Here is a 26,219-nt window from a genome sequence, read left to right as displayed (position 1 = left end):
GACTATAAGCTAATTACTCTATGTTTGGCGAGCCTCAATGCAAGATTCGCTGATCGCCTGGCAGCGTATCAATATGCAGCGGTGCAAAATGACGCGGTTTATTACCTGGAAAATCAAGACTCGCCCAAGGGCCAGCCAATATAGGCGCACCACATAACCACGCGACTAATGCCTGTCGAAACCCCGCCAGAAAACTTTCTCGCTCAGGTGTGTCGCCCATAAAAAATGAAAAACCAGCGTACATTCCCGCTGAATACTCTTGCCAGCCAGAATAGTGGTCAGCCGCCAACTTATAAGCCCGATCCAACACGTCAGCAAACGCTTGGCGGTCTAACCAACCCAGCTGGCGCGCGGCAATTGCGAGATCAACTAATTGAGCAATGTCCCAAGCAGCCATATCAACATCATTACAACCATCTTCATTACTTTGTACCCTGCGTAAACGAAGCAGATGATGACGCTCCTCCTCGGCACACTCACCCGACTCTAAAATAGCGATTTCGGCATCTAAACGTTCAGGGTTAAGTGTGTAAGGCGCATAGTTAATCTGGTACTCCTGACGATCCCCAGATTCCAGCATGAAGGTCAAAAAGTCCTGCATGTCATCAGCACTCGTCAGATGATAATGGCTTTCTACCCACTCACGGATATCAGCACACTCTCTGGGACTCTCCACTTGAGGCTCGCTCCACACGGCACTATTGAGAGGCCCAACCAACGACATGGCCGTAAAATGACTAAGCGTTGGCCGCTCGCCAGGTTCACACCATGCATCAGGACGCCAATTCAACCAATGAAAAAGACTACCGGGGTCTTCTAAGTGCCAGGCAATTTCGTTGATTAATGAATCGTGCTCCGGCTCTGGTAGGCAGCTTTCCCAGGCAAACCATGCTTCTAGCAAACGCTTTGGCGTGGCATAAAAGCGACACAGGCAACTCCGCAACGCACTGGCATGCGTCATCAGTGGTTCACGCTCAAACAGGCTACTATCCAGCGCCATGTGTAGGTAGAACGCAAACTTCTCTGCCATATGGATAGTAGCAGCGTGACGGCTAACCCCTTTTACGGCGTTACGTTGCTTTAGCTCGTCAGGCGTAGGTTGACCAAAAGGTGTCTGCGACGGCGGCATTACGCCATGAACGGCATCTGCGGCAAGCTGATTAAGATGGTGGGCCTGGGCAGGCAGCCAGTAGCGCGCTAGTGCTTGGTGCCCCTCGTCAGCATGCAGACCTAACGAATCCTGAAGATAGACCGCCGCCTCAGCACGGCGCTGCTCTGAAATAGGCGCTGATGGATTCAACTGACGTAGCATCACATCAGGCTCTCGCACGCTAGCCAGGGCCAATAACCAATGATGAGAAGTATTTCTCCACTGTTTAATACGTTCGCGAGAAGCGCTCAGCGTTGGCTCATTCAACAATGCTCCTAGCGGACATTTCCACGGACTGTGAAGCGCCTGCGTCAGCAGCTTATGTCGAGTACTAGGCGTCATACCACGCCGGTCTACTCCTTCAAATAGGCTTTGGCCGCGCATGTAAGCTTTCAGCACCGCATACCAATCATGGTAGCGCCGACTTATTAAGTCAGCCGCATGCGCTGCGAGATCATCAGCCTCCGCTTGGCTTAACCAGCCACAGCAAGCGCCTGCCCATGCCAACTCCACCAGTCGTAGCCAATCCCACGCGGCCCACTCCAATGGCTCCCCTTGACTAACAAATGTGGTCAACACAGGTGCATAAGGGGCATCTGCAACAGCACTCCGCTGCCACTCTTGGCGTTGAGCATGATCCATCGTGAGCAGTTCACGGGCCTCGATGTCCCAACTCTGCCGCTCTCCCTGGGCGCTTAGCCACAGCATTACTTCAAGCAACTGATCCCGGTCGTGAACTTGCCAAATGCGCGCCAGCCACTGGGTGGCATCAGGCCAGTCAGCAGTACTTGCTGGATAGCTGACTATAGAACGAAATAGTGCACATAGTCGCCACGGCTGTGCTGACGGGTCTTCCGGCCATAGCGCCTGCGGTTCAGGCAACTGAGCCAAGGCGGTTACAAGGGCTTCCCACGTAATGCCTTCGCCTTCACTTTCTAAATGCGCTAATGCTTGGCAGGCATCAATAAACCGGTCATCTGCACCTGTTTCCCACCCTTTCACGCCAAGCGCACGGCGCAGATCGGAAAGCCAAGCACGCAGGTCACTGTAATCAGACGTAATACGGCGGGTAATATGGTGTGCCCACGTTTGCGCCTGAGATTGTGTCAGCCAGCCTGCTGCGCCTGCTAGCGCTGTCCACTCTAGCGCCCCCAATAGTCGATCAGCCTCACTGGCTGGGGCATCGAGGGCGAAAAAGAGTTGATCAGCCAGCTCGCCACGGTGTGCAATACCTAGCTGTAGCAGACGTTGTTCGGCTGCTCCCGCATCCACCGTTAGTGGATGCGGCGTAAAGGCCCAATCGCACAGCACAAGCTGTTGAGCCCACCAGGCATTCAGTGCATCGGCCAAAAGACACCTCTAAGAAACAGGAAGCTATTAATAAACGCTATAAAAAAGGGGAGTAGCCTACTAGGAGAGGCCACTTAAAAAAAAAGAGACGTCGCTATAGCGACATCGTCAAAAGGGCATCGCTAAAAGGACATCGCCAAAAGGACATAGTGTAACGGAAAGTGGCGCTAAGGCCGATAGAGAAGAAGCGTTAAAACGAGGCTAAAACCAAGCGCTCAAAACAGCGCTGCCCGGCACAGGGCCGGGCAGCAAATAATGCACTAGGTTGGCTACGCTAAGCGCTTTTAACTTTACTGATTATCCATAACAACACAACTGCACCGACAGTTGCGGTCACCAACGAGCCGATAAAGCCACCCGCTTGCAGACCTAACAAGCTAAATAAAAACCCGCCGAGCAGTGCGCCAACAATACCGACACCAATATTGCCTAAAATGCCAAAACCACCGCCACGCATGATGTTGCCAGCGATCCAGCCAGCCAAACCACCAATAATCAACCACGCAATAAAGCCCATAGTGCCTCCTTGATGTTCACTTTCGTCAGGGTTTTACCTATAACATCTTAACTGCAACGTTTTATCCGCAGTGTTTTACGTATAACTATTGCTTGTCCTACCATAGCACACGGCGCAACTGTTCTGCCTACTTGATGCCCGCTCTTATAAGGAAACCCTATGATTCCCGATTCTCTCAAGCAATTACTGTCTGATATAGACGGCCACCAACAGGTAACTTGGCAGGGGCGCGACATAGTGCTTTTCAAGATGGCTTGGGGAGAAATGGCGGTGAGTCTACAGGGCGCACAAGTATTGCACTTTCAACCCGACGGTGACACTGGCTGGCTTTGGGTTACACCCACGCCACAGGCGCTTCCTGGCGCGATTCGTGGTGGTATTCCGTTGTGCTGGCCCTGGTTTGGCGATGAGCGTTATGCCGATGAAAGTCCTGACCGTAACGGCCCTTTCCACGGGCTTGCTCGTCACGCTCAGTGGCGCTTAGATGCGGTTGATGATCATGCTGAAGGTATTGAAGTTCACCTCTCTCCTGTTGACTCCTTACATAGCCAGCTAACCGCGCGCGTCATCATTCAGGCTAACGCCCAACGCTTGAACGTCGAATTGATCAGCGAAAATATTGGTGAAGCACCGGTCAAAACCAGCGGTGCACTTCATACCTATGTGGCTGTCCATGATGTACACCAGTGCCGTATAGAAGGGTTGGCTGGCGCACGTTACCTAGACAAGCTGCGCGGCTTTGCAGAAGACCAACAGCAGGGCACACTGGCCGTTCGCGGCGCCGTCGACCGTATTTATCACACCAACGAGACCGTACTGTTGAACGATGGAAAGCGCACTCTTCGTATTGCCAAACAATCCAGCGATTCAACCGTAGTGTGGCACCCAGACAGCGATTTGCCCACCGATACGCCTGCCGACGCGGCACGTCATTTTTTGTGCGTCGAAGCTGCTAACACCCGCCTAGACCCAGTATGGCTAGTCCCCGGTGCACAACACCTGCTAGGTACGACATTAAGCCGCGGTTAACCCTCGGTTCATCAACGCTTTGTTATGATCAAGGCAACCAAATATTTTCACGGGAGACACGATGGATCCACAGCAATGGCTGGAGGCTGCCACGCTTGCCTTTAACCTCATCGGCATGGTGGTATGCTTAATTGGTTTAACACTTGCTCAGAAAATGAAGCGCCGCTGGCCAGGGTATAGCCTCGCAGTGGTGGGGTTTATTATCGCCACCTTACCCATGCTTTCCCAGGTTGTATTAATAAGGAATTGATAGGATGCGCCAGCCGTTAAGTCGCGAACTGAGCAATTTATTAGAGCGAGGCCGTGACCGGCAATTAAGGCTGGCCGTGACGGGCCTGTCTCAAGCAGGAAAAACTGCGTTTCTAACATCGTTAGTTAACCAGCTACGCCACGCGGGAGTGGAAGCTCAGTTAGATTTACTGCCTGCTGCCCGAGAGGGCCGTTTGCTTGGTGCACAACGTCTTAACCAACCCGACCTTGGTGTGCCACGCTTCCCCTATGACCCTGGCATGGCGGCGCTGCGCGACACCCCACCGCGCTGGCCAGAGCCCACCCGTGGCATCAGTGAACTGCGCTTACAGCTGCGTTACCGCCCTGCCCAACAAGGCTGGTTCACCCCAGATATTGCCCACTTAACCCTCGACTTATTCGACTACCCAGGCGAGTGGCTGCTGGATTTACCTCTGTTACAGCACGACTTTTACAGCTGGTGCCAGGCGCAGTCATTGCATGAAGGACCGCACCGGAAGGTGTTATTCAACGAATGGTTAGCGGAGGCGGAACAACTAGACCCTGCCGCCGAGGCCGATGAAGCTAAACTGGCAGCGCTCGCAGATGCCTATGCCCAAGGCCTTCGCCGGGCCAAACAGGCAGGATTTTCAGATCTTCAGCCAGGACGTTTTTTGCTTCCAGGCGAGCTAGATGGCGCGCCAGTACTGCAATTCTTCCCGCTACCTGAATTAAATGCATCGAAAGAAACCTTGGAAGCACTACCCGATACTAGTATTTACGCCACCTTGGCAGCACGCTTTCGCTACTACCAACAGCAAGTGGTGCGGCCCTTTTATCGTGACCATTTCCGTCGTTTCGACCGTCAGATTGTGTTGGTCGATGTGCTTGGTGCGCTTAATGCAGGGCCGGAACGCTTTGAAGACCTTTCCCGTGCGTTGCGCCAACTGATGCAAAGCTTCGATTACGGCAAGCGCAGCCTGCTGACGCGCCTGTTTGCACCGAAGATTGACCGCCTCGCCATTGCCGCCACCAAAGCTGATCACGTGACGCCCGATCAGCACGCCCATGTTGTGCAACTGCTGGAGGCGTTACTTGCTGAACCGCTTAAAGATCTGCGTTTTGCCGACATCCCGGTGAAAGCATTGTCACTGGCAGCCATACGCGCCACTGAGGCCCGTGAAGTGCTCCACGAAGGTAAACGCACCCCCGCACTAAAAGGCACCACCCTGGAAGGCGAAGATGTGCTGGTCTACCCAGGTGATGTGCCCAACCGCCTTCCAAAACCCGACTTTTGGCAGCAACAGGGCTTCGACTTTCCTAGCTTTCGCCCAATGTCTGTTGACAGCGAAGCGCTTTCACACATCCGTATGGACGCCGCTATCGACTGGCTGATTGGAGATAAACTGATATGAGCAACCCTCAGCCGCGCCGAGATTTCCAGACAGAAGAAGCATCCGTCCCTGGCCCCGAGCAGTTGCGTCAGCGTGAAAGTTTTGCCGCGACTGAATCGCATCAGCCGCTGACGACCCAGGCAGACGTCAAAGCACTTCCGGAAGCGAGCCTGAGCACGCCCCGAAAGCGCCGTTGGGGGCTGATGTTTGCCCTGGTCGGCGGTGCCACTTTGGGCAGCGTAGAACTGGCCACCGGCATTCCAGACGCCGTTGCCCAGTCACAGTGGATGTCCATGGCCTGGCAGCTGTTTGGCATTAGCTTGATCGGTTTAGGTGGTCTGTCGTTGTTGAAAGAGCTTGGCCGTCTGCGCCGCTTAAAGCGCCACGACCAATTACGCCATGACCTTGCCGAACTGCCACAGCGCTCTACTAAGCAAGCCCAATCCATGGCAGAGCAGCTGAAGCGCCAGCTAAAACTGGGCGACGATGATCCTCATTGGCAGGCATTTCAACGCGCCTGCCAGCCCCACCACAGCGGTGAAGAGATACAAACACTGCTGCGCTACCACCTACTGGCACCTAGTGACCGTGAAGCCCAACGCCTGATTACCCGTATGTCCGGCGAAACAGCCATTATGGTGGCTATCAGCCCGCTTACATTGGTGGATATGGCTCTGGTGGCTTGGCGCAGCCTTGCCATGGTCGACAGGCTCTGCCGTCTTTACGGGCTTGAGCTTGGTTACGCCAGCCGACTAAGGCTTTTCCGTAATGTGCTGCATAACATGGCCTTTGCCGGGGCCAGTGAACTCGCCACTGACGCCAGCATGGATATGCTTTCACTGGATTTGGCAGGTAGGCTTTCCACCCGCGCGGGCCAAGGCTTGGCCACAGGCCTACTGAGCGCCCGTTTAGGGCTACGCGCCCAGCGCCTATGCCGCCCGGTGGCCTTTACCGATGAAGAACAACCCAAGCTGGCCGATCTCCGCCAAGATCTGTGGCGGCAAATCAAACGGCTCGATAAAGATGCCGCTCCCACCACACGCCCTCAAAAGTAAGCACATTTCGTAAGCTAAGCACCCTCCCATCAAGTAATGCTTAATGCCTTTGTGGGAGGGCGTTTTAGTTACGCCAAACGCTGTTCAGTCTCGGCATCAAATAGCACAGCACGAGCCATATCGACGCGCAGCGACAAGCGTTCGCCGGGTGCAATGGCGCACTTAGGCCCTACCCTGGCAGTGATTTCCTGCTCACCCAGCGGCAGGCGTAGCAAAATATCGGCACCGGTCGGCTCAACGACGCTTACCTTGGCCTCCATTAACGTCCCTTCCGCCGGCTCACTTAGCCGCACATCTTCTTCGCTGAAGTGTTCTGGTCGCAGCCCGAGGATAATCGGCTTATTCAGCTGCTCCACGAGCCCCGCTGCGTTGCGTTCAGAGGGCCATGGTAGCAGGACATCGTCTTCGTCAGGCGTGGCAATCCGCAATGCATAGCCATCTCCCGCCCCTTCAAGCGTCGCGCGAATAAAGTTCATCGATGGTGATCCCATAAAGCCCGCGACGAACATATCGACCGGGTTGTTATACACCTCATCGGGACTGCCAAGCTGTAAGATATGGCCATCGCGCATTACCGCAATGCAGTCGGCCAGGGTCATTGCTTCAACTTGGTCGTGGGTGACGTAAACAATCGTGGTGCCTAAGCGCTGGTGGAGCTTTTTAATCTCGGTGCGCATATCCACCCGTAGTTTTGCGTCCAGGTTGGATAGCGGCTCATCAAACAGATACACCTTGGGTTCACGGGCCAGCGCCCGCCCCATCGCTACCCGCTGACGTTGACCACCGGAAAGCTGGGCAGGCTTGCGTTCCAACAGGTGGGAGATTTGCAGTAGATCGGCCACGCGTTCTACGGCACCGACACGCTCGGCTTTGGGCACCTTGCGCATTTCCAGGCCAAAGCTGATGTTTTGCCGCACGGTCATACTCGGGTACAGCGCGTAGGACTGAAACACCATGGCAATATCCCGCTCAGCAGGTGTGCGCCAAGTGACGTCTTCGCCGTCGATATAGATATTGCCGCTCGTCACCGGCTCCAGCCCGGCGATGGCGTTCATCAGCGTGGACTTACCACAGCCAGATGGCCCCACCAAAATAAGGAATTCACCGGAATCAATCGAAATACTGACATCTTTCAGCACCCGCTCGCTGCCGAACTCTTTGCGCACGTTGTGAATTTCTAACGCTGCCATAATGAAAATCCCATTGTAAAGCGACTGACAAACTCCACTTAGTTGGATCGGTCAAAAGCCGCCCGTAGCGGGGGTCTTTCGCCATGGATGGCGAAAGTAGCCCCCATGGATGGGTTCACAGCGCCCCCGCCGAGGGCTGCTTCTGACCGTCTAGAAATGGTTGCTGCCATTCACTTAGTTGTTATTAGCCTTTCACGGAGCCTGCCGTCAGCCCGCGCACGAAATACTTTCCGGCCAGCACATACACCACCAGCGTTGGCAGTGCTGCAATCATTGCGGCGGCCATATCGACGTTGTACTCACGCACACCGGTGGACGTATTCACCAGATTGTTAAGCGCTACCGTCACCGGCTGGGTGTTATGGGCAGAAAACGCCACGCCGAACAGAAAGTCGTTCCAAATCTGGGTGAACTGCCAAATCACCGACACCACAATAATCGGCGCGGAAACCGGCAATAAAATGCGCCAGAAAATGCGGAAGAACCCCGCGCCATCCAGCTTCGCCGCCGAGACCAGTTCGTTAGGAATACCAACATAGAAGTTGCGAAAAAACAGCGTAGTAAAGGCGATGCCAAAGACCACATGCACCAAAATCAGCCCTGCACGGGAGCTTGATAGCCCCAACCAGCCCAGGGTTTGTGCCATGGGTAGCAGCACCACCTGAAACGGAATAAAGCAGCCAAATAGCATCAAGGCGAAGACCAACTCAGAGCCTTTAAAACGCCATTTAGTCAACGCATAGCCGTTTAGCGCCCCGACCGTGGTGGAGATCAACACCGCAGGAATCACAATCGCAAAGGAGTTCCAAAAATAACCGCCGACACCTTCACAGCGCATACCGGTACACGCTTCTCCCCAAGCCTTTGCCCAGGGTTCAAGGGTTGGGTTTTGTGGCAGCGACAGGAGCGTCCCCGCGCTGATTTCACTCAATGGTTTGATAGAGGTCATCAGCATGACCACCAGCGGCAGGATATAAAACAGCCCCGCCACGATAAGTACGCCATAAAGCACAGCACGCAACAGCCGTGCGGCAGGCGTTTGCCGACGAATCACGTTAGCCATGTTTGCGGCTCCTTAATTCGGAATAAAGATAAGGAATCAGGATGGCCAGCACACCGCCGAGCATTAACATGGCGCTGGCAGAGCCAAGCCCAATCTGGGCACGATTAAAGGCATGGGTGTACATAAAGGTGGCCGGTAGGTCAGTGGCGTAGCCAGGCCCGCCACCGGTGAGCGCTACCACTAAATCAAAGCTCTTAATCGCAATATGGGCCAGAATCATCACCGCGCTGAACACCACTGGGCGCAGGCAAGGCATAACTACTCGCCAGTAGATGCGCGGCAAGCTGGCACCATCTAACTGAGCGGCTTTGACGATACTGTCATCGATACCGCGCAGCCCCGCCAAAAAGAGCGCCATCACAAACCCTGATGCCTGCCAAACCGCGGCAATTACCAGGGTGTAGATGGCCATGTCCGGGTTAACAATCCAATCAAAACGAAATGACTCAAACCCCCAGCTTTGCACCATCGCCTGGATACCCAGCTGGGGATTCAGCAGCCACTTCCACACCACCCCGGTGACGATAAACGACAGCGCCATGGGGTAGAGATAAATGGTACGCAGCGCGCCTTCTTGGCGAATTTTTTGATCCAGCAAAATTGCCAGTAGCGCGCCAATCACCAAACAGATCACAATAAACAGCACGCCAAACAGCATTAGGTTGGTAGAGGCTACCCACCAACGTTCATTGGCCATCAGCCGCGAATACTGGCCAAAACCAACAAAGTCGTAGCTTGGTAGCATGCGCGAGCTAGTTAGCGACAACACAAAAGTCCACAGCATAAAGCCGTAAACAAAAAACAGAGACACCGCAACAGAGGGTGCAAGCACCAAACGGGGTAGCCAGGCTTGCAGCCAGCCAGACGCCGTTGGCCTCGCGTGTATACGCGTTGTGGATTCGCTCATGAGATAATTCCTCGCCAGTCAGCCGCTAGCGCCGCCGTTGCGGCGGCGCTGTTACGTCACTTATTAAAAGTACGTGGGGCTTAAAAAGAGGCGGTTTCAGCCGCACTCACCAACCGTTGGGCGGCTTCATCGGCAGGCATAGTGGTATCGTTGAAGTAGTTAGTTACGACATCAAAGATCGCTCCCTGAACATCCGCGCGTACCGCCATCCCGTGAGCCATGCTGGGCACCAGGCCACCCTCATCAGCAGTGCGTTGGAAATCAGCAAGCGACTGTTGGGCACAGCTATCGAACTCACTCATATCTAGATCGGGGCGGGCAGGAATGGAGCCTTTGGCAAGGTTAAAGGCTTCTTGGAAGGTCGGCTCTAACACTAAGCGTGCCAGGGTTTGCTGGGCATCGCGCTCGGCGTCGTCAGTTACACGAAACATAGCCAAGCTATCGATATTAAATGTGAACGCATCTTCAGTGCCGGGAGCTGCAGCGCACAGATAGTCTTCACCGGCGGTGAGACCTGCGGCAGTGAACTCCCCTTTTGCCCAGTCGCCCATTAGCTGAAAACCTGCAACACCTTCAATCACCATGGCGGTGGCAATGTTCCAATCGCGGCCGGACATGCCCTCATCCATCAGCTCGCGCAGGCGCTTAAAATCTTCTAGCGCGGCGATCATCTGCTCTCCACCAAGAGCTTCAGGGTCTAGCTCCACCAGCGCTTGCTGATAAAATTCGGCGCCTTGACTACCCAGCACGACACTTTCAAACACCGTGGCGTCTTGCCACGCTTGGCCACCATGGGCTAGCGGTACAAAACCAGCCTCGCGAATGGCTTCACCTGCGGTAAATAGCTCCTCAAGCGTAGTAGGCATTTCAACACCTGCCGCTTCTAACACTTCAGGATTTGCCCACAGCCAGTTAACGCGGTGAACGTTCGCGGGTACGGCAACATAGTGGCTGTCGTAGCGCATAATATCGGCAACACTCTCGGGCAGTAGGTCGTTCCAACCTTCAGCGGTGGCGACGTCGTCTAAATCCCCCAGCAAACCAAGCTCGCCCCACTCCTGAATTTCAGGGCCTTTAATTTGCGCGGCGGAAGGCGGGTTGCCGGACATGGCTCGGGATTTAAGTACCGTCATGGCGGTTTCACCCCCACCACCGGCCACGGCAAAATCCTGCCAGCCATAGCCTTCGGCTTCCATTAAGTCTTTAAGAACATTAGCTGCCCGGGCTTCACCGCCGGAGGTCCACCAGTGCAGCACTTCCACTTCGTTAGCATGGGTAGTGCTGGCCACCATGCTGGTGCCAGCCGCCAGGGCTAACGCCAACGCAGACTTCTTAAACGTGGACAGGTCAACAACGGACATATTAATAGTGGGCATGGCTCGCTCCTGCTGTTTTTATTGTGTTGATACGCTGTGGTATCGACTGATGGCCGATCAAACGACTCACAGCAGAGTACGCCACCCAGGCACACAACGGGAGTTACCGAGTCCTGCATAGTCTTGGCAGTTTGTTACTAGTGTTAGTGGTTTATTACAAACCTGTAATACTTGTTTGGCGTGGTAGCGTTAACGTGGCCACCAGCCCCCCTTTTGAATGGTTAGATAAGACAATATCGCCCCCATGGGCGCGGGCAATATGCCTGGCAATGCCAAGCCCTAGGCCGCTGCCACCGGTGTAGCGGCTTCGCGAGGCTTCCAGGCGCACAAAAGGCGAAAACACTCGGGAAAGCTGCGTATCAGCAATACCTGGCCCATTATCATGAATGCGCAACGTCACAATCCCCGCCTGCTCTTCCAGCGTGACGGTTGCTTTCTGGCCATAAAACACCGCGTTCTCAAGCAGGTTTGCCAAGCAGCGTTTTAGCGCCAGCGGCTTAACGGTCAGTGGTACTACGCTGCCACAGAGAGATACCTCTCCACCATGTATACGCAGCTCTTCGGCAATCTCCAACAGCAGCGCGTTAAGATCTGTGGGTTGTGGCTCTTCATGCAGGTCCAGTCCTTTTACCGAGGCCAGTGCGCCTTTGACCAGCTCGCTTAATTCATCAAGCGAGGCACAAAAACGTACACGCTGGACGGGGTCATCGAGCATTTCAGCCCGCAGCCGCAACCGTGTAATGGGGGTTTTAAGATCATGGGAAATCGCCGAAAACAGCCGCTCGCGCTCATCAATCTGTTCGCGAATACGCTGCTGCATCCGGTTAAAGGCCGCCGCAGTGGCGGCCACTTCTTTAGGGCCACTCTCTTTGAGTGGCGGACTATCCAAGTCATCGCCCAACTGGCGTGCCGCTTTTGAGAGCCTTGCCAACGGTCGGGTCACACTGGTAATGCCCAGTAGGGAAAGCGCTAACACGCTGAGCAGCACCAACACGCCAACTAATAAACGCTCTTCAGACAGCCAGCGATAGCCGCTAAAAATATCCGGTACGCCCAGCAGTGTGGCCACGTAAAGCCAGGTGTCAGGGGCCAGCTCCAGTTGCACCACTAAGATCGGTGGAGACAGTGGCTCCATTAACAAACTGTGCTGCCCCCAACGGGGTGGTAAATCATAAAGCAGCACTTCGTTATTGAAGACACGCAAGGTTTCTGGGCGGGAAAACTCCACCACTACATCGTCGATGTAGAGTTGCTGGGTCAAGATAGCGCGTACATTGTCGACCACGACCTCTTTTTCCGGGCCGCTGCCAATATCTTCGACGGGAATACGCCGCTCATTCACGCTGACGAAGAAGCGCGTGCCGCCCATGCTACGCAGCTGATCCAGTACAATGTGCCGGTAATCTACCGGCAGCGAACGGAAAAACCGCATGGTCGAGGCAATACTAAAAGCCATATTGCTAGAAAGCTCATCTAACTGTTCCAGCTGGCTGGCCCGCACCTGGGAAGTCCATAGCGCATAGCTGGCCGCTTGAGCGGCCAGAACACCTGCAATCATGATGATGACAAAGCGCCCGCGTAGACTGCTGGGTAACCAGCGTGCGAGTTTGCGCTTTACGCCTTTCACGAAGCGGGTTCAACCCTGGCGGTCAGCACATAGCCAGCTCCACGCACGGTACGAATCAGCTGAGAGTGCTGCGCATCTTCCCCCAGGCGTTGGCGCAAACGGCATACGTGTACGTCAATTGATCGATCCAGTGGTGGTGCTTCACGGCCACGGGTCAATGTGTAGAGATCATCGCGGGTAATAACCGTGGCTGGCCGTTCCAAAAACACCTGCAGAAGTTGGTAATCTGCGCCAGAAAGTGCCGTACGAATGCCTTCTCGGTCGATCAGTTCGCGGGTCATGCGGTCAAGCTGCCAGTCACCAAAGCGCACCCAGCGGGCCTCTTGGGCTGACGCAACAGTTGCGACAGGCCTAGCACGGCGCAGTACCGCTTTAATCCGCGCCAGCAACTCACGAGGATTGAAAGGCTTAGCCATATAGTCATCAGCGCCTAATTCGAGCCCCAACACACGGTCGGTATCATCGGCACTGGCAGTGAGCATAATAATCGGTATGTCGCTGGTTTTGCGCAGCTCTCGGCAGATGGTAAAACCATCATCTCCCGGCATCATAACGTCAACAATCAACAAATCTGGCGTTTGCTTGGCCAGTTGCTGATACAGCGAATCCGCCCCGTCGGCGGTCAACACGTGATAACCGTGACGCCCTAAATAGTCTGCCAGTAGTTCGCGGATTTCCAAGTCGTCATCAACGACCATCAAGGTAGCAGGCGTGGTAGTCATGGTAGCAAAGCGCCCCTGGGTTATTATCACTCGTTATTATCGTTGTCGGGGCTAGATGATGGTGGAGTGGCCACCCTATCGCAAGCGGCCATCGACCAAGGTGGCAGCGCGAAGCGTTTGTTACAGCCCAAAGCGCTGCTTCAGCCACTCGGCAACGGCTGCTTCGCCATGGTGGCCGATACGTTCAGCCCCCTTTATACGATCAAATAGCGCCGGGTGGGCATTGGCCATTACCTGAGCCTCACCTGCCAGGTTAAGCATTTCAATGTCGTTTAGGTTATCGCCAAAGGCCAAACACTCTGCTGGTGTCAGCTTTAACGTTTCCAGCAGCGCCGTTAAGGCCACGCCTTTATTGACGCCACCGGCCATAATTTCCAGAGCGTCCGCAGTGGAGTAAGTAATATGCAACCCCTGCCCATGTGCTTGATGGGCCTGAACTTCCAGTTGCGCTAATGAATCTGGGTCACCCAGATAGAGCACTTTACCAACCCCCTTGGCATCCATCTCTTCCGGCGGCACGACCTCATAAGTAAAGCCAGTCGACGCATGTAATGACAGTAGATGTGGTGCCTCGGCATCGACATGCCAACCGTTTTCGCGGTAAAGGCTGAGCCGCACCTGGGGCGGGCGCGGCAACTGAATAAGTGTTTCGGCATGGGCTGGTTCAAGATGCGTCGCGCTCAACAGCGTGCCAGCAGGGTCATGAGTATACGCCCCGTTGGTACTGATCAAATGGATCGGGATATCCAACTGATCGCGAAACACCCGCATATCGTGATAGTGGCGGCCAGAAGCCAGCGCAACATGATGGCCTTGCATTACAAGCGCCCTCAACACCTCAATCGTGCTTTCATGCAGCCGGTGGTCGCTGCCTAACAGCGTACCGTCAAGGTCGGAAACGATAAGGCGTGATGTCATGGTGCACTCCTTTTTAAAAAGTAGAGAGGCTAGGAAGAAGTGGGATTTTATGTTTATTTTCGAGCTTAACCGATTTAGCTAGGCACGGGTAAGTCATTGACCTGCCAATGGTGGCCCGACTTCCTTCAGGGGATAATTGGCGCAGCCTTTAGGAATCCGTATAGTGGCAGGCTACTCTCGCCAACTGATTGAACACATGCTGCAAAACAACTCATTGCTTGCCCAGCTTAAGCAACAGATCCGTGACACCACCCCACGCGCTGAAGGGGTGATTAAAGCCACCGAAAAAGGATTCGGTTTTCTCGAAACCGATAGCGGTGAATCCTATTTCGTGCCGCCCCCCGCCATGAAGCAGGTACTGCACGGCGACCGCGTCGAGGCAGTGATTCATGAAAACGGCGATAAAAAGTCCGTTGAGCCTGAAAAGCTGATTGAAGCTGGGCTTGACCGCTTTGTTGCCCGTGTTCAGAAGCGCGAAGACCGTTTAGCTGTTGTGCCCGACCATCCGTCGATTCGCAACGTGCTGAAGGCGCGCATCAAGAACAGCCTGGATGAAACGACCATTGCTGATGGCGACTGGGTTGTCGCGCGGCTGGTACGCCACCCGCTGAAAGAGAATGATCGCGGCTTTTTCACACAAATTGACGAACTGGTGGCTAAGTCCGATGATCCCACCGTTCCGTGGCGCGTCACTCTCGCCCGCCATGCGCTGGAACAGGAGTGCCCAGACGCCGGCACCGAATGGCCACTGCATGATGAGGGTTTAACCCGTGAAGACCTCACCGCGCAGCCCTTCTTCACCATCGATGGTGAAAAAACTCGCGATATGGACGACGCGCTACACGTAGAAGCGCTGGAAAGCGGCGGTTGGCGACTGAGCGTTGCCATCGCTGACCCAACGGCCTACGTTGAAGAAGGCCATGCGGCCGACCTTGAAGCGCGTACCCGTGCTTTCACGGTCTATCTACCCGGCCAGAACGTAACGATGCTACCGGAACAGCTGGCGGACGACCTTTGCTCGCTATGGGAAGGCCAAGAACGCCCTGCCCTTGCTTGCTCGTTAGATATTAATGCCGACGGCAGCCTGGGTGATTACCGCTTTTTTGCGGCTAACGTAAAATCTCACGCCAAACTAGTTTATGACCGCGTTTCCGACTGGATTGAAGGTCAAGGTGACTGGGCTCCCGCCGATAATATCGCTGAGCAGCTGAAAGCACTGCGTGATTTGACTGAGGCACGGACCGCTTGGCGCAACGAGCATGCCCTGGTATTTAAAGATCGTCCGGACTACGTTTTCGACCTGGACGAGGCAGGCAACGTACTGGGCATTCGCACCGAAGATCGCCGCATCGCCAACCGTATGATTGAAGAGTCGATGATTGCCGCCAACGCGTGCTGTGCGGATTTCCTCGCCAAGCATATCGGCCACGGTATCTTTAATGTACACCGCGCCTTTGAGCCTGAAAAAGCCGAATCTGCCCAAGAATTCTTGGCAACTCAGGAAATCGAGGTCGCCCAGGAAGCACTGACTGAACTGGCTCACTACAAAGAGCTAAAGCGTGCCCTTGAAAGCCGTGATGATGCCTGGCTGGACGCACGTCTGCGTCGCTTCCAAGGCTTCACCAGCATGTCGGCTCAACCTGGCCCGCACTTCGGCCTAGGGTTACCGGCTTACGCCACCTGGACGTCTCCGATTCGTAAGTATGGCGATATGGTCAATCACCGTTTGATTAAGCGCGTGCTTAAAGGTGAACAAGCACCTGCAGAAGCCAGCCAGCAGCTCACTGAGCAGCTCACTGAGCGTCGCCGCCTGAACCGTATGGCAGAGCGCGACGTAAAAGATTGGCTCTACGTACGCTACTTAACGCCGGCCGCTCAGAACCAGGACGCCTTCGATGCGGAGATCATGGCGATCAACCGTGGCGGCATGCGAGTACGCCTGCTGGAAAACGGTGCCACCGCCTTTGTACCCGCTCCATTGATGCACAGTGATCGAACCAAAGTGGTCATTGATGATAAAGAGGGCCGCATTCAGATTGAAGGCGAAGAGCGCTACAAGTTAGGTGACAACGTGCGCGTTGCGCTAACAGAAGCCCGCGAAGAAACCCGTTCGCTGGTAGCAAAGCCGACGGCGTAAAACCTTCTATATATAAACCTTCTATATAAACTAACTATAGAAACTTGTTAGAAAACCAGCTAGATAACTGGTTAGGTAAACAATAACAACGGCGCCCTAAAGGTGCCGTTGTTGTTTTTTCCAGGCAATAAAAACCCATTACCTTTAGCTAGGCTGCTGATGCTGCACGAAAAAGCGCAGCATTTCCTGCGTGGCATTAGGGCCTTTAGGATCTGTATAGCTACCCTTCACGCTCCCCCCGGACCAGGCGTGGCCTGCTCCATGGATCTTCCACTGCTCCAGGCGTGGCTTGCCCGCTGAATCATAATGCGTGGTACGCGTGTAGGAATGACCAGTGGCGGCTTTTCCCTTCTCTACCGTTGGCTTATAGGCACCCTCTGCTGGACGCAATGCACCGTATTGGGCGGCAACACGATCCGCATTATTGGGGTGCACGGTGGTGTCGCGGTCGCCATGAAAGATAATAGCGGGCACATCTGATGCCCATTCGGCCTCTGGCTTTTTACCCCTATTACCAAGTGGCCCTGTGCCTCCTTGCATAACACTCAGCGCGTCGGGAAGGCTTTTTGCGACACCGTGGGGCAGCCCAGAGTGAACACCTACCGCTGCAAACAGATCCGGATAGGTCATCGCCAGCGTCGTCGCCATGGCCGCCCCCGCCGAGAGCCCTGCCACGTAAACTCGGCTCGCATCGAGCCCATGCGTATCAATAACGTAGCGAGCCATACCCGCTAGAATCGAAGGCTCTCCTCCTTCGCGCTGCTGGTCTTCTGCTTTGAACCAGTTCCAGCATTTCGAGTGATTAGCACTGATCGGCTGAGCAGGATAGAGCACGCAGAATTGCTGCGTATCAGCCAGCTGATTCATGCTGGTTCCAGCCGCAAAGTCATCGGGATTCTGTGTGCAGCCGTGCAGCATAACCACTAGCGGTAATGCCTGCCCCTTATAGCCACTGGGGATATACAGCTTGTAATCACGCGAGCCAACATGATTAGAAAAACGCCCAGCCGTAAACGCGCCCGCGCTGGCTTTCCGGCCGTGACCACATGCAGACGATGAGGCTCTCGATGTTGGCCTTGATTTCGATACAGTACCGTTTTCGTCGACAACCTCACAGGTTCCCTCAAAGATATTGCCACCCTGGTAGGGCTTGACTGGCGCTTCTTCCCCATTCGACTCAGGTATTGCGCCCTGGAGAAGTGCCATGGCTTCATGCAACTTGCCTGCGCGCGTCAGCCGCGTCGCTTCTTCCATTCGCTTATTCATGGTGGCGCCAATCATGGTTAACATCCTACTTCCGCTTAGCGGTTAAAAGTCATTCAGTGAGTTCGGTCTGCCAACGCGGCCTTCACCGCTTTGCTAGCATGTAGGGCACCTAGCACTACCACCGATTCAATTGTGGCACGGGCAAGCTCTGGCGTTACATCGTCAGCAATGCTGGCCATCCCCAGCACTTGAATCTGCAGCTTTTCGCCTGCCGACTGCAGCGCCTCCAAGTCCCCTCGAGTGTAGTGTTCAAGCCCTAGCACGAACGCCTTGCGGGTTATGGTTTGCTTAACCACTTCAGCATGTGTCGCCAATTGGTTACGAATGGCCGTGCGTATTAGGTCAGTACGGTTTGAATAAAACCCCTCTTGAACCAACAAGTCGATTTGCCCCAGGTCGACCACCCCAAGGTTAATGGTGATTTTTTCGCTGGAATCGCCGGACTTACGGCGTAGTTCATGCACGCTCATGTGTCATTCCTCGTTGCGCCCACTCTCCAGGCAAGAGTAGCTCAAAACCATTTTAAAATACCTGCAAATACATCCAATATAACTCCATATACCATCCATATGGATGGTATATTAATCTTCCCACGACATGTGTCAAGCAATGAGACGAGCGAAAGCGTTTCAACAGCATGTAGTTTGATGGGGAGTTAACACAGATGAGCGGGTAATCAACTACCTAGCTAAGCTGTCGCTGAATTGACTTATTTCTCCCTTATGGTGAAACAGTGACGCTTTTTGGATTTGGAGGTTCGCTTGCACATCGCAGATGTGACGATGTTTTATGCCCCCGCTAGCGGCGGTGTACGCACCTATTTACAAGCCAAGCACCGTGTTTTATCTGGAACTCCCCACCTGCGTACCAGCTTGCTGGTGCCAGGATCGGAGCGAGATAGTCTTGGCGATCACCACACCTTACCCGCATTGCACCTCCCCTTGGGTCAGGGGTATCGGTTCCCACTGAGAGGGTCACACTGGCGTGATGCGTTGATTGATCTTAAGCCAGACCTTATCGAGGCGGGTGACCCCTATGTAACGGCGTGGGCGGCTCTCGCGGCGGGACAAAAGCTTGGGGTGCCGGTGGTAGGGTTTTATCACTCAGATCTTCCGCGCTTAATGGGGGATCGCTTTGGCCGCTACGTTGAGAAACGCTTAAAGCGCTATGTCAAAGACCTCTACTGCCAATTTGATAGCGTGCTAGCCCCCTGTAACGCTATGGCGAATCGCTTAAGAGAGTGGGGAGTCGATAACGTTCGCGTACAGCCATTAGGGGTCGATTTAAACCATTTCCACCCCCAGCAGCGTGACCCCTCTTTCCGTCAAGGCATGGGTATACCCAGTGATAAAAAACTGCTGATCTTTGTGGGACGTAATTCCCGCGAGAAAAATATTGATGTGCTACTTGCAACGATGCGCCAACTCGGCAGCCATTATCATTTATTGCTGATGGGGCCTGGCATGCCCCATCAGGTACCCAACAATGTCACTGTCGTGGATCGCTGCTGTGGCGCGCACGAGGTGGCGAAAGCACTGGCCAGTAGCGATGCCCTGCTGCATGCAGGCACCCGCGAAACATTTGGTCTAATCGCTCAAGAAGCGATGGCATGCGGTATCCCTGTTGTAGGAGCAAGAGCCGGTGCGCTGGCTGAAAATGTGCCGCTAGGCGCAGGCATACTGTGCCAACCCCTCGACCCAAGCGCCATGGCTGAAGCTTGCACAGCCCTGTTCAGCAACGATATTGTCGCCAGCGGCCGTTATGCCCGTCATTATGTCGAACGTCTGTTCAGTTGGGATAACGTTATCCAGTCACTACTTGAGCACTACATCGACCTTTGCAATATTGAACGGCCCAATGCCCTCGCCCACCACCACTAAGCCTCAACGGCTGCTACGTTTTCGCCCGCTGCATGGTTTTATGCTGGCTGGGGCGCTCTTAATCCCACTAGTGCTTACCACTTGGCTAGGCGGCGTTGAGGCGCTGCAGCGTATTAAACAGTTTCCTTTCGAGTTAGTGCTGTTAATGCTGCTACTGGCGTTTCTGTGTTGGAACCTGAATGCAACAAGACTGCGACTAATGCTAGACGGCCGAGCGGGTCAACTCGGCCAACGTGGCGCACTGGGGATCGAGCTAGCGTCTAAGTTTGCACTATGCGCTACACCAGGAGGGAGTGGCGGCGCAGCTACTCTGCTGTTACTACTCGCACAGCGCGGCTTCCCTCCCGCCAAAGGGGCGGCAGTGTTCTTGATTGACCAGGGCTGCGACTTGCTGTTCTTTCTCGCCATGCTGAGCGGCTTGGTGCTTTTTTCACTGGTTAGCGACACCCAGTGGCCGCATCAGTCCCTAGTACAGTGGGCGCTCGTCGGTTTAGCATTCATGGCTACGCTGGTCAGTGTTGTTATGTACTATTTGCCAAGCCTGCTGCGTGCAGGCGGCGTTATAACACTCTGGCCAAGCCGTTATCGACGGCGCTGGCTAACACGCCGTTTATTACGATGCCGACATGCACTCAAAGCCACCCTCGCACTTCCACGCACAACACTACTCGCGATGATGCTGCTGACCACAGCGCATTGGTTAATGCGCTATAGCTTGCTCTATATAGCGGTGCTAGGCGTGGGTGGCCATGCCGATTGGATGTGGACATTTTTAACCCAAATGCTGGCCATGGCGGCTAGCCAGCTTAGCTTTCTTCCCGGCGGCGCAGGAGCTGCTGAAGTGGGGGTTGGCAGTTTGTTGCTACCCTTAATGGAGCGTGAGCAGGCCGCAGCAGCCGTCTTAGTGTGGCGACTGGTGAGCTATCACCTTTATTTGGCAGTAGGGGCGCCTCTCTTTATTCTTTACAGTTACCGAATGCTGCGCCAAAAAACCGACACTAAAACATCAAAAAGTTAACCATGCACCAATGAATAAGGGCGCCTTGAAAGGCGCCCTTATCGCGTGCTTCGAGAGGTCAGTTGGCTTACCAGCCAGTAACTTCTTTCAGTGCATCGCCGATCTCAGCCAAAGAACGCACGGTTTTAACACCAGCATCTTCCAGAGCAGCAAACTTCTCATCGGCAGTACCTTTACCACCAGAGATAATCGCGCCCGCGTGGCCCATGCGCTTGCCAGGAGGTGCAGTCACACCGGCAATGTAGGAAACCACAGGCTTAGAAACGTTGGCTTTGATGTAAGCCGCTGCTTCTTCTTCAGCCGTACCACCGATTTCACCGATCATGACGATCGCTTCGGTTTTCGGGTCTTTTTCGAACATTTCTAGAATGTCGATGAAGTTAGAGCCTGGAATCGGGTCACCACCGATACCGACACAGGTAGACTGGCCGAAACCATGGTCAGTTGTCTGCTTAACGGCTTCATAGGTCAGGGTGCCTGAACGCGACACGATACCGACTTTACCCGGCTGGTGAATGTGGCCCGGCATGATGCCGATTTTACATTCACCGGGTGTGATAACACCTGGGCAGTTCGGGCCGATCAGACGTACGCCCAGCTCGTCGCATTTTACTTTTGCTTCGAGCATGTCTAGCGTCGCGATGCCTTCGGTGATGCACACGATTAGCTTGATACCCGCGTTAGCGGCTTCAAGAATCGAGTCTTTACAGAACGGTGCCGGAACGTAGATCACGCTGGCTTCAGCACCGGTTTTCTCAACCGCTTCTTTCACGGTGTTGAAAACGGGCAGGCCCAGGTGAGTCTGGCCGCCTTTGCCCGGTGTAACACCACCGACCATTTGCGTGCCGTAGGCAATCGCCTGTTCGGAGTGGAACGTGCCCTGGCCACCGGTGAAACCTTGGCAGATGACCTTGGTGTTCTTATCGATCAGGATGCTCATTACTTGCCCTCCGCTGCTTTTACAACCTGCTGAGCCGCGTCGGTCAGACTGGTAGCAGCGATGATGTTCAGACCGCTAGACGCCAGTTTTTCAGCGCCCAATTCAGCGTTGTTACCTTCCAGGCGTACAACTACCGGAACGTTAACACCGACTTGTTCAACAGCACCGATGATGCCTTCAGCAATCATGTCGCAACGAACAATACCGCCGAAGATGTTCACCAGAACCGCTTTGACGTTGTCGTCAGACAAGATGATCTTGAACGCTTCTGCAACGCGCTCTTTGGTCGCGCCGCCGCCAACGTCCAAGAAGTTAGCAGGCTTGCCGCCGCTCAGGTTGACGATGTCCATGGTACCCATGGCCAGGCCAGCACCGTTAACCATGCAGCCGATGTTGCCATCAAGTGCTACATAGTTCAGTTCCCACTTCGCCGCATCCGCTTCACGCTGATCTTCCTGGGAAGGATCGCGCATCGCCTGAAGATCTGGGTGACGGTATAGCGCGTTGCTGTCGAGTCCCAGTTTTGCGTCGAGGCAGTGCAGATTGCCTTCGTCGGTAATCACTAGCGGGTTAATTTCTAACAGCGCCAGATCCTTATCATGGAACAGCTTAGAAAGGCCCAGGAAAATCTTGGTGAACTGCTTGATCTGGTCGCCTTTAAGGCCCAGAGCAAAGGCCAACTCACGCGCTTGGTAGGGTTGTGCGCCGACCAGCGGATCGATCTCAGCTTTCAGAATCTTTTCCGGCGTTTCTTCAGCAACGGTCTCGATTTCAACACCGCCTTCGGTAGAGGCCATGAAGACCACGCGACGGGTAGTGCGGTCAACAACGGCGCCAAGATACAGCTCATCAGCGATATCGGTGCAGGTCTCAACCAAAATCTTAGCAACCGGCTGACCTTTTTCGTCAGTTTGGAAGGTTACTAGGTTCTTGCCTAACCACTGCTCGGCGAAAGCTTTTGCTTCGGCCGGATCTTTAATCAGCTTAACGCCGCCCGCTTTACCGCGGCCACCAGCGTGAACCTGGGCTTTAACTACCCACATGTCACCGCCGATCTTTTTGCACGCTTCTTCGGCTTCTTCGGGAGTGTCCACGGCAAAGCCTTTAGACACTGGTAGACCATAATCAGCAAACAGCTGTTTGCCTTGATACTCGTGAAGGTTCATCGATTCATGCCATTGGTTGCATGTGACTCGAACGATGCCCCGCTACTTTAAAAGCGGGACATCCCCGTACTTTCGACTCTGATGACTAGCCTCACAGAGCCGAAAGTGTTGCGCCACCTGTCGGTGGCGCTTGGTTGTTGCTTAGCGAATTACTTACGCTTCTTACGGTTAGCCATATGAATGGCATGGCCTTCTACCGCAAGTGCTGCTTCGTGTACGGCTTCCGACATGGTCGGGTGTGCATAGCAAGTCAACGCTAGGTCTTCGGCACTGGAACCAAATTCCATTGCAATCACGCCTTGAGCAATCATTTCGCCCGCGTGTTGACCAACAATATGCATACCAAGAATACGGTCAGTTTCCGCATCGGCAATAATCTTAGCGCTGCCTTCGGTGGCATTGTTCGCCATCGCACGACCACTTGCCGCAAATGGGAAGCTGCCGGTCTTAACTTCAATGCCTTTAGCTTTGGCATCTTGCTCGGTCATACCGACCCACGCGACTTCCGGGAACGTGTAAATCACGTTCGGAATCGTGTCGTAGTTCATCTCGGCTTTATGGCCAGCGATAATATCAGCAACCATGATGCCTTCTTCAGATGCCTTGTGCGCCAGCATGGGGCCACGCACACAGTCACCAATGGCATAAACACCCGGTACGTTAGTGCGGCACTGGTCATCAACAAAGATAAAGCCACGCTCGTCCAGCTCAACGCTAACGCCATCGGCAATGACGCCTTTGGTGTAAGGGCGACGACCAACGCAAACAATCAGTTTGTCGAAGGTCATTTCCTGTTCGCCGTTGGCATCGGTGTACTTAACGATGACTTCATCGCCATTGGTTTCAGAACCAGTGACGCGGGCGCCCAGTTTAATATCCAAACCCTGCTTCTTGAGCAGTTTTTGTGTTTCTTTAGCGATTGCCGTATCGACCATCGGTAAGAAACTATCCATCGCTTCCAGAACGGTAACTTCAGAACCCAAACGGCTCCAAACGCTACCCAGTTCCAGGCCAATAACACCAGCACCGATAACACCCAAACGCTTCGGTGTTTCCTGGAATTCCAGTGCGCCGGTAGAGTCAACAATCAAGCCTTCGGTTAGCGGCGTCGGTGGGATTTCAACCGGCACGGAACCTGCGGCAATGACGATGTTATCAGCGTCGTACGTGGTGGTGTTGCCGTCTAGATCAGTGACTTCAACTTGCTTACCGGAAACCACTTTACCGGTACCTTCGATAGCGGTAACGCCGTTAGCCTTAAACAAGCCTGAGATGCCGCCAGTCAAGTTCTTAACGATCTTGTCCTTGCGAGCCATCATCTTTTTGACGTCCATGGTGACGTCACCGGCATTGATACCCATATCGTCGAAATCGTGCTTGGCTTCAACGTACTTATGCGAGGCTTCAAGCAACGCTTTAGACGGGATACAACCGACGTTCAAGCACGTTCCGCCGTGAACGACATTGCCTTCTTTACCAATCCATTTTTCAACACAAGCGGCTTTCAGGCCCAGCTGCGCAGCGCGGATAGCCGCTACGTAGCCACCAGGGCCTGCACCGATAACGATCACATCAAACTTGTCAGCCATGTTGGCTCCTTTAGCTTGGTTGCCTCCTCCCGTTTGAATCTAAATCGGGCAGGAGGCAAGGTGCGATTGCATTAGAACGCTAATACAGCAGCGGAGGCGGATCAACGCGCTCCGTTATACGTCCAGCAGCAAGCGAGCCGGGTCTTCCAGCAGCTCTTTAATAGTAACCAGGAATCGTACCGCATCTTTACCATCAATCATGCGGTGGTCGTAAGAAAGCGCTAGATACATCATCGGGCGAATCTCGACCTTACCATTCACAGCCATGGGACGATCCTGGATTTTGTGCATGCCCAGGATAGCGGTCTGAGGCGGATTGATAATCGGGGTCGACATCAACGAACCAAACGTACCGCCGTTAGTAATAGTGAAGGTGCCACCGATCATGTCATCCATGCCCAGCTTGCCGTCACGACCACGCTTACCGAAATCAACAATGGTGCGCTCAACGTCAGCAATCTTCATGCTGTCAGTGTCACGCAGTACCGGTACAACTAGGCCACGATCCGTTGATACCGCGACGCCAATATCTTGATAACCGTGGTAAACGATATCGGTACCGTCAATGGAGGCATTAACATCCGGGAAGCGCTTGAGTGCTTCAGAAGCCGCTTTCACAAAGAAGCCCATAAAGCCCAGTTTAATATCATGGGTTTTCTGGAACGTATCTTTGTACTGAGCACGCAGGGCCATGATTTCAGTCATGTCCACTTCGTTGTACGTGGTCAGCATGGCAGCGGTTTGCTGTGCCTGAACCAGGCGCTTAGCAATGGTTTGACGCAGACGCGTCATCGGAACGCGCTTCTCAACGCGATCCCCTTCTACTGCCGGTGCGGCAGCAGCTTTCGCTGGGGCTGAAGATTTCGATGCTTTTTTGGCAGAGCCGTCTTTCACTGCTTTTTGCACGTCTTCTTTTAAGATGCGGCCACCTTTGCCGGTGCCCTCAATCTTAGAAACATCCAGATCATGCTCAGCGACCATTTTGCGGGCAGCAGGGGCTAAGATTTTATCACCAACTTTCTCATCAGAGCCTTCGTCATCGGTACCCGCAGCGCTGGAAGAAGAGGCACTACTGCTCTCTTCACTTGCACCACCAGCACCTTCAGTGAAGACGGCTAGAATCGCTTCGGATTCAACTTGGCTGCCTTCTTCGGCTTTAATTTCAGCCAGTGCGCCATCAGCCGGTGCAACAACTTCTAGCACAACCTTGTCGGTTTCGATATCGGCCAGCACCTCATCGCGCTTAACCGCCTCACCTACCTTCTTGTGCCATGTTGCCACGGTGCCTTCCTGAATAGACTCAGGGAAGCTTGGGGCTTTTACGTCATGCTGCTTACCACCGCTGTTACCGCCGCTGGTTTTTTTCTCTTCTTGCTTATCGTCTTTCTTTTCGTCTTTTTTAGCATCAGAAGATGATTCTTCTTTGCTGCTAGACGCGCTGCCTTCACCAATTTTGCCCAGCACCTGCTCTGACTCAACGGTATCGCCTTCTTCGGCCATTACGTCAGTCAGGGTACCCGCTTCCGGTGCGACGACTTCGAGCACCACTTTGTCGGTTTCGATTTCAACAATCAGCTCGTCGCGTTCGACGCTGTCACCCGGCTTTTTATGCCACGCAGCCACAGTGCCTTCGGCAACGGATTCCGGAAAGGTTGGCGCTTTGATCTCAGTAGCCATGTCGTTTCCCTTATATGTTC

General features: G+C 54.1%; 22 protein-coding genes. 7 read left to right on the top strand and 15 right to left on the bottom strand.

Annotation, left to right across the window (positions count from 1 at the left end; genetic code table 11):
• Nucleotides 1-34: 34 nt before the first annotated feature.
• Both CR46_RS0103570 and CR46_RS0103565 read right to left on the bottom strand, forming a co-directional pair.
• Complete coding sequence (locus CR46_RS0103570) at nt 35-2,500, bottom strand: DUF1266 domain-containing protein (protein WP_030070151.1); 2,466 nt, start codon at nt 2,498-2,500, stop codon at nt 35-37.
• A 274-nt stretch (nt 2,501-2,774) separates the two neighbouring features.
• Entirely contained in the window at nt 2,775-3,017 is a 243-nt protein-coding gene (locus CR46_RS0103565) for a GlsB/YeaQ/YmgE family stress response membrane protein (protein WP_030070150.1), read from the bottom strand.
• Between the two features lie 159 nt (nt 3,018-3,176).
• On the opposite strand from CR46_RS0103565, the gene CR46_RS0103560 reads away from it, so the two are divergent.
• From CR46_RS0103560 to CR46_RS0103545, 4 genes are all read left to right on the top strand, one after another.
• Nucleotides 3,177-4,046 (top strand): D-hexose-6-phosphate mutarotase, encoded by an 870-nt coding sequence (locus CR46_RS0103560; RefSeq protein ID WP_030070149.1) that lies wholly within the window; start codon nt 3,177-3,179, stop codon nt 4,044-4,046.
• 61 nt (nt 4,047-4,107) lie between these two features.
• Complete coding sequence (locus tag CR46_RS0103555) at nt 4,108-4,296, top strand: hypothetical protein (RefSeq protein WP_030070148.1); 189 nt, start codon at nt 4,108-4,110, stop codon at nt 4,294-4,296.
• Nucleotides 4,297-4,300: 4 nt separating this feature from the next.
• Nucleotides 4,301-5,689, top strand: coding sequence for a YcjX family GTP-binding protein (locus CR46_RS0103550; protein WP_030070147.1), 1,389 nt, complete (start codon nt 4,301-4,303; stop codon nt 5,687-5,689).
• Nucleotides 5,686-6,723, top strand: a complete 1,038-nt coding sequence (locus CR46_RS0103545; protein WP_030070146.1) for a YcjF family protein — start codon at nt 5,686-5,688, stop codon at nt 6,721-6,723. The genes CR46_RS0103550 and CR46_RS0103545 overlap by 4 nt, the downstream gene beginning before the upstream one ends.
• 68 nt (nt 6,724-6,791) lie before the next feature.
• On the opposite strand, the gene CR46_RS0103540 is transcribed toward CR46_RS0103545, so the two are convergent.
• The 7 genes from CR46_RS0103540 to CR46_RS0103510 form a co-directional block, all read right to left on the bottom strand.
• A complete protein-coding gene (locus CR46_RS0103540) occupies nt 6,792-7,913 on the bottom strand; it encodes an ABC transporter ATP-binding protein (protein WP_030070145.1) in 1,122 nt (373 codons plus the stop codon).
• A gap of 184 nt (nt 7,914-8,097) precedes the next feature.
• Entirely contained in the window at nt 8,098-8,976 is an 879-nt protein-coding gene (locus tag CR46_RS0103535) for a carbohydrate ABC transporter permease (protein WP_030070144.1), read from the bottom strand.
• Complete coding sequence (locus tag CR46_RS0103530; RefSeq protein WP_030070143.1) at nt 8,969-9,883, bottom strand: carbohydrate ABC transporter permease; 915 nt, start codon at nt 9,881-9,883, stop codon at nt 8,969-8,971. The genes CR46_RS0103535 and CR46_RS0103530 overlap by 8 nt, the downstream gene beginning before the upstream one ends.
• An 80-nt stretch (nt 9,884-9,963) precedes the next feature.
• Complete coding sequence (locus CR46_RS0103525; RefSeq protein ID WP_030070142.1) at nt 9,964-11,259, bottom strand: ABC transporter substrate-binding protein; 1,296 nt, start codon at nt 11,257-11,259, stop codon at nt 9,964-9,966.
• Between the two features lie 154 nt (nt 11,260-11,413).
• On the bottom strand, nt 11,414-12,886 hold the full coding sequence (locus tag CR46_RS0103520) for an ATP-binding protein (protein WP_030070141.1): 1,473 nt from the start codon (nt 12,884-12,886) through the stop codon (nt 11,414-11,416).
• The gene (locus CR46_RS0103515) at nt 12,883-13,608 is read right to left on the bottom strand and encodes a response regulator (RefSeq protein WP_030070140.1); all 726 of its coding nucleotides are present in this window, start codon (nt 13,606-13,608) and stop codon (nt 12,883-12,885) included. The genes CR46_RS0103520 and CR46_RS0103515 overlap by 4 nt, the downstream gene beginning before the upstream one ends.
• A gap of 120 nt (nt 13,609-13,728) precedes the next feature.
• The gene (locus CR46_RS0103510; protein WP_030070139.1) at nt 13,729-14,526 is read right to left on the bottom strand and encodes a Cof-type HAD-IIB family hydrolase; all 798 of its coding nucleotides are present in this window, start codon (nt 14,524-14,526) and stop codon (nt 13,729-13,731) included.
• A 196-nt stretch (nt 14,527-14,722) separates the two neighbouring features.
• Here CR46_RS0103510 and CR46_RS0103500 point away from each other — a divergent pair, with 196 nt between their 5' ends.
• A complete protein-coding gene (locus CR46_RS0103500; protein WP_030070138.1) occupies nt 14,723-16,663 on the top strand; it encodes an exoribonuclease II in 1,941 nt (646 codons plus the stop codon).
• 144 nt (nt 16,664-16,807) lie between these two features.
• Here the strand turns inward: CR46_RS0103500 and CR46_RS0103495 are convergent, their stop codons facing one another.
• Both CR46_RS0103495 and CR46_RS0103490 read right to left on the bottom strand, forming a co-directional pair.
• Nucleotides 16,808-17,944: an extracellular catalytic domain type 1 short-chain-length polyhydroxyalkanoate depolymerase gene (locus tag CR46_RS0103495; RefSeq protein WP_030070137.1), complete on the bottom strand. Its 1,137-nt coding sequence runs from the start codon at nt 17,942-17,944 to the stop codon at nt 16,808-16,810.
• 38 nt (nt 17,945-17,982) lie between these two features.
• Complete coding sequence (locus CR46_RS0103490; RefSeq protein WP_030070136.1) at nt 17,983-18,399, bottom strand: CopG family transcriptional regulator; 417 nt, start codon at nt 18,397-18,399, stop codon at nt 17,983-17,985.
• Nucleotides 18,400-18,690: 291 nt separating this feature from the next.
• On the opposite strand from CR46_RS0103490, the gene CR46_RS0103485 reads away from it, so the two are divergent.
• Both CR46_RS0103485 and CR46_RS0103480 read left to right on the top strand, forming a co-directional pair.
• The gene (locus CR46_RS0103485; RefSeq protein WP_030070135.1) at nt 18,691-19,809 is read left to right on the top strand and encodes an N-acetylglucosaminyl phosphatidylglycerol synthase; all 1,119 of its coding nucleotides are present in this window, start codon (nt 18,691-18,693) and stop codon (nt 19,807-19,809) included.
• Entirely contained in the window at nt 19,787-20,827 is a 1,041-nt protein-coding gene (locus tag CR46_RS0103480; protein WP_030070134.1) for a glucosaminyl phosphatidylglycerol flippase, read from the top strand. The genes CR46_RS0103485 and CR46_RS0103480 overlap by 23 nt, the downstream gene beginning before the upstream one ends.
• Before the next feature lie 67 nt (nt 20,828-20,894).
• Here the strand turns inward: CR46_RS0103480 and sucD are convergent, their stop codons facing one another.
• The 4 genes from sucD to odhB form a co-directional block, all read right to left on the bottom strand.
• Nucleotides 20,895-21,767 carry a succinate--CoA ligase subunit alpha gene (gene sucD / locus CR46_RS0103475; protein ID WP_009722518.1) on the bottom strand — a complete coding sequence of 291 codons (873 nt, stop codon included), beginning with the start codon at nt 21,765-21,767 and terminating at the stop codon, nt 20,895-20,897.
• Nucleotides 21,767-22,933, bottom strand: a complete 1,167-nt coding sequence (gene sucC, locus CR46_RS0103470; protein ID WP_009722517.1) for an ADP-forming succinate--CoA ligase subunit beta — start codon at nt 22,931-22,933, stop codon at nt 21,767-21,769. The genes sucD and sucC overlap by 1 nt, the downstream gene beginning before the upstream one ends.
• A gap of 149 nt (nt 22,934-23,082) precedes the next feature.
• Nucleotides 23,083-24,522 carry a dihydrolipoyl dehydrogenase gene (lpdA, locus tag CR46_RS0103465; RefSeq protein WP_030070133.1) on the bottom strand — a complete coding sequence of 480 codons (1,440 nt, stop codon included), beginning with the start codon at nt 24,520-24,522 and terminating at the stop codon, nt 23,083-23,085.
• A gap of 114 nt (nt 24,523-24,636) precedes the next feature.
• Nucleotides 24,637-26,199: a 2-oxoglutarate dehydrogenase complex dihydrolipoyllysine-residue succinyltransferase gene (gene odhB, locus CR46_RS0103460; protein ID WP_030070132.1), complete on the bottom strand. Its 1,563-nt coding sequence runs from the start codon at nt 26,197-26,199 to the stop codon at nt 24,637-24,639.
• Nucleotides 26,200-26,219 lie beyond the last annotated feature (20 nt).

Origin of the sequence: Vreelandella neptunia, assembly GCF_000712975.1 — a bacterium.
Classification (GTDB): Bacteria; Pseudomonadota; Gammaproteobacteria; order Pseudomonadales; family Halomonadaceae; genus Vreelandella; species Vreelandella qaidamensis.
Note: the sequence above shows the minus strand (reverse complement) of the source record. Positions and strands in the feature narration are given on the sequence as shown.

What these genes read in the sequence shown, in the direction of transcription:
- CR46_RS0103545 (WP_030070146.1), top strand. Translation starts at nt 5,686, where the DNA reads ATGAGCAACCCTCAGCCGCGCCGAGATTTCCAGACAGAAGAAGCATCC.
- lpdA (WP_030070133.1), bottom strand. Translation starts at nt 24,522, where the DNA reads ATGGCTGACAAGTTTGATGTGATCGTTATCGGTGCAGGCCCTGGTGGC.
- CR46_RS0103515 (WP_030070140.1), bottom strand. Translation starts at nt 13,608, where the DNA reads ATGACTACCACGCCTGCTACCTTGATGGTCGTTGATGACGACTTGGAA.
- CR46_RS0103480 (WP_030070134.1), top strand. Translation starts at nt 19,787, where the DNA reads ATGCCCTCGCCCACCACCACTAAGCCTCAACGGCTGCTACGTTTTCGC.
- CR46_RS0103535 (WP_030070144.1), bottom strand. Translation starts at nt 8,976, where the DNA reads ATGGCTAACGTGATTCGTCGGCAAACGCCTGCCGCACGGCTGTTGCGT.
- CR46_RS0103540 (WP_030070145.1), bottom strand. Translation starts at nt 7,913, where the DNA reads ATGGCAGCGTTAGAAATTCACAACGTGCGCAAAGAGTTCGGCAGCGAG.
- CR46_RS0103525 (WP_030070142.1), bottom strand. Translation starts at nt 11,259, where the DNA reads ATGCCCACTATTAATATGTCCGTTGTTGACCTGTCCACGTTTAAGAAG.
- CR46_RS0103555 (WP_030070148.1), top strand. Translation starts at nt 4,108, where the DNA reads ATGGATCCACAGCAATGGCTGGAGGCTGCCACGCTTGCCTTTAACCTC.
- CR46_RS0103565 (WP_030070150.1), bottom strand. Translation starts at nt 3,017, where the DNA reads ATGGGCTTTATTGCGTGGTTGATTATTGGTGGTTTGGCTGGCTGGATC.
- CR46_RS0103495 (WP_030070137.1), bottom strand. Translation starts at nt 17,944, where the DNA reads ATGATTGGCGCCACCATGAATAAGCGAATGGAAGAAGCGACGCGGCTG.
- CR46_RS0103510 (WP_030070139.1), bottom strand. Translation starts at nt 14,526, where the DNA reads ATGACATCACGCCTTATCGTTTCCGACCTTGACGGTACGCTGTTAGGC.
- sucC (WP_009722517.1), bottom strand. Translation starts at nt 22,933, where the DNA reads ATGAACCTTCACGAGTATCAAGGCAAACAGCTGTTTGCTGATTATGGT.
- odhB (WP_030070132.1), bottom strand. Translation starts at nt 26,199, where the DNA reads ATGGCTACTGAGATCAAAGCGCCAACCTTTCCGGAATCCGTTGCCGAA.
- CR46_RS0103550 (WP_030070147.1), top strand. Translation starts at nt 4,301, where the DNA reads ATGCGCCAGCCGTTAAGTCGCGAACTGAGCAATTTATTAGAGCGAGGC.
- CR46_RS0103500 (WP_030070138.1), top strand. Translation starts at nt 14,723, where the DNA reads ATGCTGCAAAACAACTCATTGCTTGCCCAGCTTAAGCAACAGATCCGT.
- CR46_RS0103560 (WP_030070149.1), top strand. Translation starts at nt 3,177, where the DNA reads ATGATTCCCGATTCTCTCAAGCAATTACTGTCTGATATAGACGGCCAC.
- sucD (WP_009722518.1), bottom strand. Translation starts at nt 21,767, where the DNA reads ATGAGCATCCTGATCGATAAGAACACCAAGGTCATCTGCCAAGGTTTC.
- CR46_RS0103530 (WP_030070143.1), bottom strand. Translation starts at nt 9,883, where the DNA reads ATGAGCGAATCCACAACGCGTATACACGCGAGGCCAACGGCGTCTGGC.
- CR46_RS0103490 (WP_030070136.1), bottom strand. Translation starts at nt 18,399, where the DNA reads ATGAGCGTGCATGAACTACGCCGTAAGTCCGGCGATTCCAGCGAAAAA.